Raw genomic sequence first — 13819 nt, 5'->3', positions numbered from 1 at the left:
GGGACCCCGGTGACAGGGGTGGCCCAGGAGCCGGTGGAGGGAGGGCGCGCACGGTGCAGCGCCCGGGACAGGGGCGGCCGGAGGGCGCCGGAGCGGACCCACTGAGCCGGTCGCGCGCCGTGGTTGCGCGACACCGCGCACCGCTACCGTCGAGGGTGACGGAGAGGGCGCCCACCGTCGTGCGTCCCCTCGGATCCGTACGTCCCCTGTAAAGGTGGGATACGTGAAGGCCATTCGTCGATTCACCGTGCGTCCCGTCCTCCCCGAACCCCTGCGACCGCTCAGCGACCTCGCCCGCAACCTGCGCTGGTCCTGGCACACCGAGACCCGAGAGCTCTTCCAGGCGGCCGACCCGGAGGGCTGGCGGCCCGCGGACGCCGACCCCGTGCGGCTGCTCGGCGCCGTCTCCGCGACGCGCCTCGCCGAGCTGGCCGGGGACCAGCCGTTCCTGCGCCGGCTCACCGAGGTGTCCGAGGATCTCCGGGAGTACCTCGGCGGCCCGAGGTGGTATCAGAACCAGCTCTCCCAGGGCGCGGAGCTCCCCGCGGCCATCGCCTACTTCTCCCCGGAATTCGGGGTCACCGCCGCCCTGCCCCAGTACTCGGGCGGGCTCGGTATCCTGGCCGGCGACCATCTGAAGGCCGCCAGCGACCTCGGCGTACCGCTCATCGGGGTCGGCCTGCTCTATCGCCACGGCTACTTCCGCCAGAGCCTGTCCCGGGACGGCTGGCAGCAGGAGCACTACCCCGTCCTCGACCCCAACGAGCTGCCGCTCACCCTCCTGCGGGAGGCCGACGGCACCCCCAGCCGGGTGGTGCTCGCGCTGCCCGGCGGCCGCTCGCTGTACGCCTCCGTCTGGCAGGCCCAGGTCGGGCGCGTCCCCCTGCTGCTCCTCGACTCCGACGTCGAGGAGAACGCGCCGGGCGAACGCGACGTCACCGACCGGCTCTACGGCGGCGGCAGCGACCACCGGCTGCTCCAGGAGATGCTGCTCGGCATCGGCGGCGTACGTGCCGTTCGCACCTACTGCCGGCTGACCGGACACGCGGCACCCGAGGTGTTCCACACCAACGAGGGGCACGCCGGGTTCCTCGGCCTGGAGCGGATCAGGGAGCTCTCCGAGACCGGCCTGGACTTCGACGCGGCCCTGGAGGTCGTGCGGGCCGGCACGGTCTTCACCACGCACACCCCGGTGCCCGCCGGGATAGACCGCTTCGAACGCCAGCTCGTCGCCCGCCATTTCGGTGACGACGGCGAGCTGCCCGGCGTCGGCGTGGAGCGGATCCTGCGGCTCGGGATGGAGACGTACCCGGGCGGTGAGCCCGACCTCTTCAACATGGCGGTCATGGGGCTGCGGCTCGCCCAGCGCGCCAACGGGGTCTCCACGCTGCACGGCGCCGTCAGCCGGGAGATGTTCTCCGGGCTGTGGCCGGGATTCGACCCTTCCGAGGTGCCGATCACCTCGGTGACCAACGGGGTGCACGCCCCGACCTGGGTCGCACCCGAGGTCCTGCGGCTCGGCGCCGGCACGTTCGGCTCCGAACGCACGGAGAACGCCCTCGCCGGGGCCGAGGTCGGCCGGCAGACCGGCGCCGACGGCGCGGCCGGCACCCCCAGACGCTGGGACGCCGTGACCGCCGTCGCCGACCGGGAGATCTGGGACCTGCGCCGCGGGCTGCGCGAGCAGCTCGTCACCGAGGTGCGCAAGCGGCTCTACGCCTCCTGGCGCAGGCGCGGCGCCGGCACCGCCGAACTGGGCTGGATCGACGGCGTCCTCGACCCGGACGTGCTCACCATCGGCTTCGCCCGCCGGGTGCCCTCGTACAAGCGCCTCACGCTGATGCTGCACGACCGTGACCGGCTCCGTGAGCTGCTGCTCCACCCGACCCACCCGATCCAGATCGTCGTCGCCGGCAAGGCCCACCCCGCCGACGACGGCGGCAAGCGGCTGGTCCAGGAGCTGGTGCGGTTCTCGGACGACCCGCTGGTGCGCCACCGCATCGTCTTCCTGCCCGACTACGGCATGGGGATGGCGCAGAAGCTCTACCCGGGCTGCGACGTCTGGCTCAACAACCCGCTGCGCCCCCTGGAGGCCTGCGGCACCAGCGGGATGAAGGCGGCGCTCAACGGCTGCCTCAACCTCTCGGTGCGCGACGGCTGGTGGGACGAGTGGTACGAGCCCGACTTCGGCTGGGCGATCCCCACCGCCGACGGCTCCGCCACCGACGAGGAGCGGCGCGACGAGCTGGAGGCCAACGCCCTCTACGAGCTGATCGAGGACCGGGTCGCCCCCCGCTTCTACGACCGCAACGCGGAGGACCTGCCCGAGCGGTGGATCGAGATGGTCCGCCGCACCCTGATCACCCTGGGGCCCAAGGTGCTCGCGGGCCGCATGGTGCGGGAGTACGTCGAGAGGCTCTACGCCCCCGCGGCGCGGTCCCGCCGGGCACTGGAGCCGAAGGCCGCCGGTGAGCTGGCCGCCTGGAAGGCCAAGGTCCGCGCGGCCTGGCCGCAGGTGGCGGTCGACCATGTGGAGGCCTCCGCCGACACGGTGGTCGGCGGCTCCGCCGAGCTGGGGTCCACCCTGGCGCTGCGGGTCCGGATCGCGCTGGGCGGTCTCGACCCGGAGGACGTGGAGGTGCAGGTGGTCGCCGGGCGCGTCGACTCGGGCGACGCGATCGCGGAGGCCCAGACCTTCCCGCTGAAGCCGGCGGGCGGTCACGACCTGGAGGACCGCTGGCTGTACGAGGGCCCGCTCGCCCTCGACCGTACGGGCCCCTACGGCTACACCGTGCGGGTCCTGCCCGCGCACCGGCTGCTCGCCTCGGGCGCGGAGCTGGGCCTGGTGGCCGTGCCGAACGCGGCCACGGGGGACGGCGGCGGGGTGCTCCTGCGCTGACCCCGCACGCTCCCGGAGGGCCCGGCGCGCACTTCGCGCCGGGCCCTTCCCCGTGCCCGCCCGGGTCCGCCTCTCCCGCCCGCCGGGGTCCGCCTCCGTGCCCGCCCGGGTCCGCCGGGTACCGGCAGGGGTGATTTCGCCGTGATCTCGCTAACATGACAGCCCTGCCGGTGCGGCCCCGCGCCCGCCGGTATGACAGCGAGGCGTCCCCCCGGGCGCGAGTGGAGGTCAGCACGGTGAACGGCGGCCGAGGCCGAGCGAGACGCCTGACCCGTCGGCTGGCCGCGCAGGCCGGCACCTCCCGGCAGCTGCACATCCGCCGGCCGGAACCCGCCGGACCGCCGCGCGGCGACCGCTTCACCACCGCGGCCCGGATGCGCTGGCTCAACGCGGCGAGCACCCGGATCGGCACGACGCTCGATCTGGAGCGGACGGCCGAGGAGCTGGCCGCGTTCAGCGTCCCGCGGCTGGCCGACGCCGCCGCCGTGGATCTGCTGGAGTCCGTGCTGCGCGGCGAGGAGGGGGAGCGGGTCACCGGCGCCGCGGTGCCCGTCACCCGGGCCATGGCGGTGCGGGCCATCGACGCGCTGGACGAACTCGAACCCGCCCCGGTCGGCGAGGTGGTGGACCGCCGGGAGCGCCGCGAGACCCTGCTGACCACCGAGTGCCTCCGCAACGGCCGGCCCGTCCTGGTCAGCCGGATGACCCCGGAGGACTACGACCGCGTCGCGCCGACCCCGAGCGCGGCGGAGGCGATGCGCCGGCAGGGCGTCCACAGCTACATGGCCGTGCCCCTGACCGCCCGCGGGGTCCTGCTGGGCTCCGCCGACTTCGTACGCGCCGGCGACAGCCCGCCCTTCAGCCGTGCCGACCTGGACCTGGCGAGCCAACTCGCGTCCATGGCCGCTGTGTTCATGGACAACGCCCGGCTCTACGGACGTGAGCGCGAGCATGTCGTCTCGCTCCAGCGCTCCCTGCTCCCGCGCGCCACACCGCACACCCCGGGCCTGCGGGTCCACGCCCACTACGCCCCGGCCGTCGACGCGCAGGGGGTGGGCGGCGACTGGTACGACGTGGTGGCGCTGCCCAGCGGGCGTACGGCGCTGGTCGTCGGCGACGTCACCGGGCACGGTCTGCCCGCCGCCGCCACGATGGGCAGGCTGCGGGCCGTCGCCCGTACGCTGATGATGCTGGACATCGCCCCCGACCGGCTGCTCGCCCGGCTCGACCTGGCCACCCGCGACCTTGAGGACGACCAGGTCGCCACCTGTCTGTGCGCGGTCTACGACCCGGCGGACTCCAGCTACACGATCGCCAGCGCGGGCCATCCGCCGCCGCTGCTGGTGGAGGCGGACGGGACCGCCGCCTACCCGGACGTGCCGGTCGGAGCGCCGCTGGGCGCCGGGGTCATCCCGTACGACCCGCTGAGGCTGCGCGGACCGGTCGGCGGCCGGCTCGTCTTCTACACCGACGGCCTGATCAAGACGCGCACCGACGACGTCGACGTACAGCTGGAGGGGCTGCGCGCGTCCGTGGCCGCGATGACGCCCGAGCAGCTCGACGCAGGGGGACCGCTCACCTCGCCGCGGCAGGACGACGGCCGGTTCGACGAGGCGGTGCTGCTCGTCGCGGGCGGCCACGAGCTCGGCCCCGACGTGCGGTTGCGGGAGTGGGACCTGCCCACGGACGGCAACCCGGCCTCCGTGGCCCGCAAGCTGGTCACCGAGCAGCTGGCGCGGTGGGACCTGACCGAACTCGCCGATGTGACCGAGCTGGTGGTCAGCGAACTGGTCGGCAACGCCCTGCGCTACGGCGGCGGCCCCGGCCGGCTCCGGCTGCTGTGCGACGAACGGCTCCAGGTGGAGCTGGCCGACACCGGGCCGGACCTGCCGCAGATCCAGCACGCCGACCTCAGCGACAAGGGCGGCCGGGGGCTCCAGCTCATCAACCTGCTGTGCCGCAGCTGGGGTTCGTGCCGTACGGCGGCCGGCAAGATCGTCTGGGCGGAGCAGAACATACCCGGCCGGGGCGCGAACTCCGCCCACTGACACGGGGGAAGGCCCCGGGGAGCGTGCTCCCCGGGGCCTTCCCGATCGTCCTGTGATGCCCGTTCAGCGTCGTCGGGCGGTGCTCAGAAGGTGAGCTTGACGCTGTTGAAGGTGCCGGTGTCGCCCGAGTAGACGTCCTGGACCTTCAGGTTCCACGTGCCGTTGGCCACCTCGGAGGAGGCGTTGACCGTGTAGGTCGCCACCACGTTGTCCGCGGAGTCGCTCGACGAGGAGTTCTTCAGGCGGTACGCCGTGCCGTCCGGGGCGACCAGGTCGAGGACGAGGTCACCACGGTAGGTGTGGCTGATGTTCACCGCGACCGACAGGTTGCTGGGCGCGTTGCCGGAGACGCCGCTGACGACGACCGGGAAGTTGGTGGTGCTGCGGTCGGCGATGGCCTTGACGGTCGTGTTCTGGAAGACCTTGCCGCCCGGGTCGGTGCCGCCGCCGGGCCGGGAGCCCACGGCGATGGCGGCCCAGGCGTTGGCGACCGCGGTGTACTCGGCGCTCGTGGTGCCGTACAGCTCACCTGCGACGGCGAGCGTGCCGGTGCGGGCCGCGGCGTAGTTCGTGGTGGAGGTGAACTTCGTGGTGAGCGCCTTGAACCAGATCTGCAGCGCCTTGTCCCTGCCGATGCCGGTCACCGGAAGCCCGTCGGACGTCGGGGAGTTGTACGAGACGCCGTTGACGGTCTTGGCGCCGCTGCCCTCGGAGAGCAGGTAGAAGAAGTGGTTCGCCGGGCCCGAGGAGTAGTGGACGTCGACCGAGCCGAGGCCCGAGTACCAGGAGTCCTTGGACGCGCCGTCCTTGCTCGGCTTGTCCATGTAACGCAGCGGCGTGCCGTCGCCGTTGATGTCGATCTTCTCGCCGACGAGGTAGTCGCCCGGATCCGTGGCGGTGTTGGAGTAGAACTCCACGCCCGCCGCGAAGATGTCCGAGGTGGCCTCGTTGAGACCGCCGGACTCACCGCTGTAGTTGAGGCCTGCGGTGTTCGAGGTGACGCCGTGCGTCATCTCGTGGGCCGCGACGTCCAGGGAGGTCAGCGGCGCGAGGTTGCCGCTTCCGTCGCCGTACGTCATGCAGAAGCAGCTGTCCGACCAGAAGGCGTTGACGTAGTTGTTGCCGTAGTGGACGCGGGAGTACGCGCCGACGCCGTCGCCCTTGATGCCGGTGCGGCCCATGACGTTCTTGTAGAAGTCCCACGTCTCGGCGGCACCGTAGTGCGCGTCGGCGGCGGCCGTCTCGGTGTTGGAGGCGCTGCCGTTGCCCCAGACGTCGTCGGTGCCGGAGAACAGGGTTCCGGTGCCGGACGTACCGCGGTTCAGGTTGTACGTCTTGTGGCCGCCGCGGGCGGTGTCGGTGAGGTTGTACGAGCTGCCGGAGCCCGAGGTGCCCAGCGTGACCGTGCCGCTGTACTGCGTGTTGCCCGTGCCGTTCTCGATCGCCTGCCACTCGAAGAGCTTGGCGCCCGAGGAGGCGTCCGTGATGACGTGCAGCTCGTTCGGGGTGCCGTCGTGCTGGAGGCCGCCGACCACGGTCTCGTAGGCGAGCTGCGGGGTGCCGCTCGCCGCCCAGACGACCTTGCGCGGGGCCGAGGAGGCCTCGGTGCTCTTCGAGCCGTCGGCGCGGGCCGCGGTGAGCGCCTGCTTCTCGGCGGTGGCCGGCGCGACGTCCGCGGTGGTGCCGACCGCCTTCAGCTGGGCGCCGGTCGCCTTGGACGCCTTGGTGACGCCCTCGGTCGTCCCGGACTTCGACTCGGCCACGACCAGGTCGCCGCCGAGGACCGGGAGGCCGTCGAGGGTGCGCTCGTAGCGGGTGTGCGTGGTGCCGTCGACATCCTTGACGACATCGCGGACGACGAGCTTCTCCGTGGACCCGAGGCCGAGCTCCTTGGCGGTCGCCGCCTTCGTGGAGTTGGCCTCCTTCAGCAGTTCGGCACGCTGGGAGGGGCTGAGCTTCGCGGGGAGCGCGCCGGGGTCGGCACCCTTCACGGCGGCGGCGGGGGCGGCACTCGCGCCCTCCGGGGCGGCCGTTGCGGCACCGCCCTGCATTCCGACGGCGAGGAGGGCGGTTGCGGCTATCAGAGCGCCGGTCGCGGTGGCACGACGGCTGGGCGTGGGTCTCACGCGGACTCCTTCTGCGAGGGGGGCCACGACCCGCTGGGTGAGCGGGCCGGCAGAGCAGGCGGTGCGTGGAACGGAGGAAGAGTGTCAGCCGGAACAGGGGTGTGTCAGGACCGCGTCAACACATTGGCCGGATCTCGTCCGTTGCCGGAATGGTCATGTTCGTTAAGCGGACGTTTCGCCGTGTGTCATCCGTGTGGCGTGCGGGGTTGATGGGACGGTCATCCTCCGTACACCGCAGGGCAGAGAGGGGTTTCCGTCGGTAGCCTCGGCACGCGGGGCGGGCATGCGGAAGCGGACGGGGACCACGGGCTGAGACGGCGCGCAACTGTGGCCAGTTCCGCGCCGTCCCGTTCTCCGGTCGTCCCCGTCGGGCCTCCGTCAGGCCTCGGTGGAGACGCGTACGTCGGGGATGGCGTCGAGGAGCCGGCCCCACTCCGGGTACGTCGCCACCTTCTTCAGGTGCATCGCCATGATCCGCTCGCCGAGGCCCGGGTCCAGGTCGTCGGACAGCCGTACGGCCGAGAGCCTGGCCGGCCGGGGGAGGATGGTGAAGTCGCCTTCGAGGGGACGTATCGACAAGCGGCAGGCGATCCTCGACGCCGCGTTCACCGTCTTCGCGCGCCGGGGCTACGAGAACGCCTGCGTACGGGAGATCGCGGAGGAGGCGGGCGTCGCCAAGCCGACGGTCTACCACCACCTCAGGGACAAGGAGAATCTGTTCCGGCAGGCGATCGAGGCGGCCGCCGACACGGCGATGGCGGAGAACCTCGCCGTGGCCGAACAGCTGCGGGCGCCCGGTGACGATCTTCGCGCCGCCCTGGAGGACACGGCGTACCGCATGCTCCAGGTCTGCTGCGGCGAACGCGCCCGTGCGCTGCGATGGCTGACGTACGCCCAGGTCGGAGGCTTCCCCGACCTGATCGCGGCCGTCCAGGACCGCACCCAGGGGCGGCTCGGCGAGGCGCTGGCGGACCGGCTGGCCCGGCTCTCGCTGGCCGGCCGGCTGCGCCCCTGCGACCCGGCCCTGGCGGCGGAGCAGCTCCTCTCCCTGCTCACCGGGCCCATGGAGGCGCGCACCCGGCTGGGCACCCGCACGGTCCCGGCCGCCGAGACCCGGGCGGTGGCCCGGGCCGCCGTCGACACCTTCCTGCGGGCCTACGGACCGGCCGCCTGACCGGGCCGGGGGCTCCGGGCCGCCCCGGCCCGGGGCGCCTCAGGCCAGGCTCTCCTTCCACGCGCGGTGCAGGCCCGCGAACCGCCCCGTACCGCCGATGAGTTCGGCCGGGGTGCCGTCCTCCACGATCCGGCCGTGCTCCATCACCAGGACCCGGTCCGCGATCTCCACGGTCGACAGACGGTGCGCGATCACCACCGCCGTGCGCCCGTGCAGCACCGTGTCCATCGCCCGCTGCACCGCACGCTCGCCCGGGATGTCCAGCGAACTCGTGGCCTCGTCGAGGATCAGTACCGCCGGGTCCGCGAGCAGCGCCCGCGCGAAGGCCACCAGCTGGCGCTGCCCGGCGGAGATCCGGCCGCCCCGCTTGCGGACGTCCGTGTCGTACCCGTCGGGCAGCGAGCTGATGAAGTCGTGCGCCCCGATGGCCTTCGCCGCGCGCTCGATCTCCTCGGGTGTCGCCTCCGGACGGCCGATCGCGATGTTCTCGGCGATCGTCCCGGAGAACAGGAACGCCTCCTGGGTCACCATCACCACACCGCGCCGCAGCTCGGCCGTCGCCAGATCGCGCAGATCGGTGCCGTCGAGCAGCACCCGGCCCTCCGTCGGGTCGTAGAAGCGGGCCAGCAGCTTGGCCAGCGTCGACTTGCCGGCCCCCGTCGAGCCGACCACGGCCACGGTCCGGCCCGCCGGGATCGTCAGGTCGAAGCGCGGCAGGACCTCGCCGCCCGTACGGTAGGCGAACCGCACCCCGTCGAACACCACCTCGCGGCCCGGGTGTTCACCGGCGAGCGCGGGCAGCACCTTCGGTGCCACGGGCTCGGGCACGGTGGGCGTCTGTGCCAGCAGGCCCGCGATCTTCTCCAGCGAAGCCGCCGCCGACTGGTAGGAGTTGAGGAACATCGCGAGCCGGTCGATCGGGTCGTAGAGCCGCCGCAGATACAGCACCGCGGCGGCCAGGACACCGAGCGCCAGCGTGTCCGAAGCGACCCGGTAGGCGCCCCACAGCACCATCGCCGCCACCGCGGTGTTGGCGACGAGCCGGGAGCCGACGACATAGCGGGCCATCTCCAGCAGCGCGTCGCCGTTCCTCAGCTCATGGCCGCGGTTGAGCACCGCGAAGTCCTGGTCGTTGGCGCGCTCCCTGCGGAAGGCCTGCACCGGACGGATCCCGTTCATCGTCTCGGCGAACTTCACGATGACCGCGGCGATCGCCGAGGAACGCGCCGAGTACGCCTTGGCGGCCCGCCGCTGGTACGCCCGCACCAGCAGATACAGGGGGCCGAAGGAGGCCACGGCGATCGCACCGATGCCGAGGTCGAGCCAGAGCAGCATCACGGAGATCGACACGAACGACAGGACCACCCCGATGAGTTCCTGGAGGCCCTCGCTCAGCAGCTCACGCAGGGACTCCACGTCCGTGGTCGAGCGGGAGATCAGCCGGCCGGAGGTGTAGCGCTCGTGGAAGTCGACGCTCAGCGCCTGCGCGTGACGGAAGATCCGGCCGCGCAGATCGAGCAGCACGTCCTGGTTGATCCGCGCGGCCGCCCGGATGAAGGCGTACTGGAGGAGCCCCGCGCCGACCGAGCACACGGCGTACCCGATGCCCACGGCCGCCAGCGGGCCGTAGTCGTGGTCCCGGAACGCGGGCACACCGCTGTCGATGGCGTACGCCACGAGCAGCGGCCCCGCCTGCACGGCGGCCTGCTGGACGAGCAGCAGCAGGGACGCCACGACCACCCGGGCCCGCAGCGGCGCGAGCAGAGAGGTGAGCAGCGCCAGGGTGGCACCCCGGGGGGCGGGCAGGGCGTCGGCGTCGAACGCGTCCGCGCCGCCCGGCTCGCGGGGCCCGGCGTCTCCGTCCGGCAGGTCCTCGTCGGCGAGGGCGGCTCCGTCGGCAGTCGTACTGGTCATCGGGTGCTGCCCTCCTCGGAAACGAGAACTCCGGTGTCGCGGGCGCCGGTGTCCCCGGCCCCGGACATCAGCCAGGCGTACTCGGCGTGGGTGCGCAGGAGTTCCTGATGGGTTCCCACGGCGGTGATCCGGCCCCCGGACAGCAGGGCCACCCGGTCCGCGAGCATCACCGTGGACGGCCGGTGGGCGACGACCAGGGCCGTCGTGCCCTCCAGCACGCGCCGCAGCGCCGCCTCCACCAGCGCCTCCGTGTGCACGTCCAGGGCGGAGAGCGGGTCGTCCAGCACCAGGAAGCGCGGTGCCCCGACGACGGCACGGGCCAGGGCGAGCCGCTGCCGCTGGCCGCCGGAGAGGCTGAGCCCCTGCTCGCCGACCTGGGTGCCGACGCCCTGCGGAAGGTCGTGCACGAAACCGGCCTGCGCCACCGACAGCGCCCGGCGCAGCTCCTTCTCGCTCGCGCCCTCCGCGCCCATCAGCACGTTCTCCCCGACGGTCGCCGAGAACAGCGTGGGCTCCTCGAAGGCCACCGACACCAGCTCGCGCAGCCGGGACCGCCGCATGGTGGCGATGTCCTCGCCGTCCAGCAGGATCCGGCCGCCGGTGACCTCGTGCAGCCGGGGGACGAGCGCCGTCAGCGTCGTCTTCCCGGAACCCGTGGCTCCCACCAGGGCCATCGTCTCGCCGGGACGGATGTGCAGATCGATCCTGGCGAGGGCGGGCGGTGAGCCGGGACCCGCGTCGGGATAGCGGAACTCCACCCCCTCGAAGACGATGCCCCGGCCCGCTCCGGCCGCTTCTCCCGGTGCCTCGGGCTCCGGCTCCTCCGCGACGTCCATGACCTCGAAGTAGCGGTCGGCGGCCGTCGCCGACTCCTGGCTCATGGCCAGCAGGAAGCCGATCGACTCGACCGGCCAGCGCAGCGCCAGCGCCGTCGAGAGGAACGCGACGAGCGTGCCCGCCGACAGCCCGCCGTTCGCGACCTCGATCGTGCCGAGGACCAGCGCGGCGCCGATCGCGAGCTCCGGGATGGCGGTGATGAGCGCCCAGATGCCCGCGAGCAGCCGGGCCTTGCCCAGCTCCGTGGCGCGCAGCCGCTGCGCCAGCGCGCGGAAGGCGAGCGCCTGGCTGCGGTTGCGGCCGAAGCCCTTGACGATCCGGATGCCCAGCACGCTCTCCTCGACGACCGTCGTCAGATCGCCGACCTGGTCCTGGGCCTTCCGTGCCACCAGCGCGTACTTCGTCTCGAAGAGCGAGCACAGGACCATCAGAGGAACGGCCGGCGCGAGCAGCACCAGCCCCAGCGACCACTCCTGGACGAACAGGATGACGAAACCGACGAGAATCGTCGTGCCGTTGACCAGCAGGAACGTCAGCGGGAACGCCAGGAACATCCGCAGCAGCATCAGGTCAGTGGTCCCGCGGGAGAGCAACTGCCCCGAGGGCCAGCGGTCGTGGAACGCCACCGGCAGCCGCTGGAGATGGCGGTAGAGATCGGCGCGCATCGCCGCCTCCACCCCCGCCAGCGGCCGGGCCACGAGCCACCGCCGGAGCCCGAACAGCCCGGCCTCGACGATCCCCAGCAGCAACAGGTAGAGCGCCCCCAGCCAGACCCCGCCCGGATCACGGTCCGCGACGGGGCCGTCCACCATCCACTTCAGGATCAGTGGGATCACCAGGGCGAGACAGGACGCGAGAACCGCCACCAGGGCGGCACTGATCCAGCGCAGGCGCACCGGTCTGACATAGGGCCACAGTCGCAGGAGGGAGCGCACGGCGGACCGGTCCGTGGGCTCTGCAGGTTTTTCGGGCATCAGGAGCGAGCCTATGGTTCACCACTGACATCGCTCACGTGGTTTTCCGGTCACACGCCGTGGGTCGCAGTGCCCGGTCAACCGATCGGATGATGCCGGTTCGAGCGTGACGGCGGATACCGGGGCCGCCCGCCCGCCGGAATCCTTGCGGGCATGGCAATCATCGAAGTACACGGGCTCCACAAGGCCTACGGCGGGCGCCCGGTGGTCGACGGGGTGGACTTCACCGTCGACGAGGGGGAGATCTTCGGGATCCTCGGCCCCAACGGAGCCGGCAAGACCACCACCGTCGAATGCGTCGAAGGCCTCCGGATCCCCGACGCGGGAACCGTCCGGGTCGCCGGACTCGACCCCGCCACCGACCGGCACGAGGTCACCCAGCTGCTGGGCGCCCAGCTCCAGGAGAGCGAACTCCAGCCCAAGCTGACCGTGCGTGAGGCGCTGGAGCTCTACAGCGCCTTCTACCCGCGCCCCGCCGACCGGCACGCGCTCGCCGAACGGCTCGGCCTCGACAGCCACCTCGACCGCCGCTTCGCCACCCTCTCCGGCGGCCAGAAGCAACGGCTGTTCATCGCGCTCGCCCTCATCGGGAACCCGCGCGTGGTCGTCCTCGACGAGCTGACCACCGGCCTCGACCCCCGCGCCCGGCGCGACACCTGGCAGCTCATCGAGGAGGTACGGGACGGCGGGGTGACGGTCGTCCTGGTCACCCACTTCATGGAGGAGGCCCAGCGGCTCTGCGACCGGATCGCCGTCATCGACAAGGGCCGCCTCGCCGCCCTCGACACCCCCTCCGGACTGATCGACCGCTCCGCCGGCTCCACCGTCATCTCCTTCACCCCCTCGAAGCCGCTCCCCGACCCCGGCGAACTCGCCCGGCTCCCCGGCGCGGTGTCGGTCTCCACCGACGGCCACGACGGCCGGATCACCGTCCACGGCACCGACGCGACCGCCGACGCGGTGATCTCGCTGCTGGCCGGACTCCGCATCACCGCCAGCCGGCTCCGTGTCCTGGAGACCAGCCTGGACGACGCCTTCCTCGACCTCACGGAGCAGGACGCCTGATGCCCACGACCACCACCGCCCCGGTGCCGGCCACCCCGGCGCCCCGTCCGCTCACCGCCGTACTGAGGGCGGAGACCCGGCTCTTCCTCCGGGAACCCGGCAGCCTCTTCTGGATCCTGGTCTTCCCCGCCGCCCTCCTCACGATCCTCGGCCTCATCCCGTCCTTCCGGGAGGAGACCGACGACCTCGGCGGGCGCAGCGTCATCGAGCTGTACGTCCCCGTGGCCGTGCTGCTCGCCCTGATCATGGCCGGACTGCAGGCCATGCCGCCCGTCCTCGCCGGCTACCGCGAACGCGGCATCCTGCGCCGTATGTCTGCCACCCCGGTACGCCCCTCGGCGCTGCTCGCCGCGCAGATCGTGCTGCACGGGGCGGCCTCGCTGGGCTCCGCCGTCCTCGTCATGGCCGTCGGCCGGATCGCCTTCGGGGTGCCCCTGCCACGCCGGACCGACGGTTACGCCCTGGCGCTCCTGCTGGCCGTCGCCTGCGTCCTCGCGCTCGGCGCCACCATCTGCGCGCTGTCCAGGACGACCAAGGTCTCGGCCGCCGTCGGCTCGGTGGCGTACCTGGTCATGATGTTCACGGCCGGGGTCTGGGTGCCCGTCCAGACCATGCCCGACCTGCTCCGCCGGATCGTCGAGTTCACACCCTTCGGCGCCGCCTCCCAGGCACTGGACCAGGCGGGTCTCGGCCACTGGCCGGGCTGGGCGCACCTCGGCGTCATGATGGTGTGGACCGCGGCGCTGGGCACGGCGTCGACCAGGCTCTTCCGCTGGGAGTGA

The 13819-nt window shown here is 72.6% G+C and carries 9 protein-coding genes; 5 read left to right on the top strand and 4 right to left on the bottom strand.

Annotated elements, in window-relative coordinates; translation table 11 throughout:
- Positions 1-223 precede the first annotated feature (223 nt).
- Both glgP and JKV81_RS04640 read left to right on the top strand, forming a co-directional pair.
- Positions 224-2899, top strand: coding sequence for an alpha-glucan family phosphorylase (glgP, locus tag JKV81_RS04645; RefSeq protein WP_202074975.1), 2676 nt, complete (start codon positions 224-226; stop codon positions 2897-2899).
- Between the two features lie 236 nt (positions 2900-3135).
- Positions 3136-4947 (top strand): ATP-binding SpoIIE family protein phosphatase, encoded by a 1812-nt coding sequence (locus tag JKV81_RS04640; RefSeq protein ID WP_202074991.1) that lies wholly within the window; start codon positions 3136-3138, stop codon positions 4945-4947.
- Positions 4948-5030: 83 nt separating this feature from the next.
- Here JKV81_RS04640 and JKV81_RS04635 read toward each other — a convergent pair whose 3' ends face one another.
- Positions 5031-7073 carry a M4 family metallopeptidase gene (locus JKV81_RS04635; RefSeq protein ID WP_129265491.1) on the bottom strand — a complete coding sequence of 681 codons (2043 nt, stop codon included), beginning with the start codon at positions 7071-7073 and terminating at the stop codon, positions 5031-5033.
- 378 nt (positions 7074-7451) lie between these two features.
- The gene (locus JKV81_RS04630; protein ID WP_236055267.1) at positions 7452-7652 is read right to left on the bottom strand and encodes a hypothetical protein; all 201 of its coding nucleotides are present in this window, start codon (positions 7650-7652) and stop codon (positions 7452-7454) included.
- Between JKV81_RS04630 and JKV81_RS04625 the strand changes: the two genes are divergently transcribed.
- Entirely contained in the window at positions 7618-8247 is a 630-nt protein-coding gene (locus tag JKV81_RS04625; protein ID WP_202074974.1) for a TetR/AcrR family transcriptional regulator, read from the top strand. The genes JKV81_RS04630 and JKV81_RS04625 overlap by 35 nt on opposite strands.
- Before the next feature lie 39 nt (positions 8248-8286).
- On the opposite strand, the gene JKV81_RS04620 is transcribed toward JKV81_RS04625, so the two are convergent.
- Positions 8287-10161: an ABC transporter ATP-binding protein gene (locus JKV81_RS04620; protein WP_129265494.1), complete on the bottom strand. Its 1875-nt coding sequence runs from the start codon at positions 10159-10161 to the stop codon at positions 8287-8289.
- Positions 10158-11972, bottom strand: coding sequence for an ABC transporter ATP-binding protein (locus tag JKV81_RS04615; protein WP_202074973.1), 1815 nt, complete (start codon positions 11970-11972; stop codon positions 10158-10160). Before JKV81_RS04615 ends, JKV81_RS04620 begins: the two co-directional genes overlap by 4 nt.
- Positions 11973-12125: 153 nt before the next feature.
- Between JKV81_RS04615 and JKV81_RS04610 the strand changes: the two genes are divergently transcribed.
- Both JKV81_RS04610 and JKV81_RS04605 read left to right on the top strand, forming a co-directional pair.
- Positions 12126-13037: an ABC transporter ATP-binding protein gene (locus JKV81_RS04610; RefSeq protein ID WP_202074972.1), complete on the top strand. Its 912-nt coding sequence runs from the start codon at positions 12126-12128 to the stop codon at positions 13035-13037.
- Positions 13037-13819 carry an ABC transporter permease gene (locus tag JKV81_RS04605; RefSeq protein WP_202074971.1) on the top strand — a complete coding sequence of 261 codons (783 nt, stop codon included), beginning with the start codon at positions 13037-13039 and terminating at the stop codon, positions 13817-13819. The genes JKV81_RS04610 and JKV81_RS04605 overlap by 1 nt, the downstream gene beginning before the upstream one ends.

Source organism: Streptomyces silvae (assembly GCF_016745505.1).
Classification (GTDB): Bacteria; Actinomycetota; Actinomycetes; order Streptomycetales; family Streptomycetaceae; genus Streptomyces; species Streptomyces silvae.
The sequence above is the reverse complement of the archived record's forward strand: the minus strand, read 5'-3'. Positions and strand labels throughout refer to the sequence as shown.

Excerpts from the sequence above, each read along its gene's own strand:
- JKV81_RS04625 (WP_202074974.1), top strand. The coding sequence starts at position 7,618 with ATGGTGAAGTCGCCTTCGAGGGGACGTATCGACAAGCGGCAGGCGATC.
- JKV81_RS04620 (WP_129265494.1), bottom strand. The coding sequence starts at position 10,161 with ATGACCAGTACGACTGCCGACGGAGCCGCCCTCGCCGACGAGGACCTG.
- JKV81_RS04615 (WP_202074973.1), bottom strand. The coding sequence starts at position 11,972 with ATGCCCGAAAAACCTGCAGAGCCCACGGACCGGTCCGCCGTGCGCTCC.
- JKV81_RS04610 (WP_202074972.1), top strand. The coding sequence starts at position 12,126 with ATGGCAATCATCGAAGTACACGGGCTCCACAAGGCCTACGGCGGGCGC.
- JKV81_RS04605 (WP_202074971.1), top strand. The coding sequence starts at position 13,037 with ATGCCCACGACCACCACCGCCCCGGTGCCGGCCACCCCGGCGCCCCGT.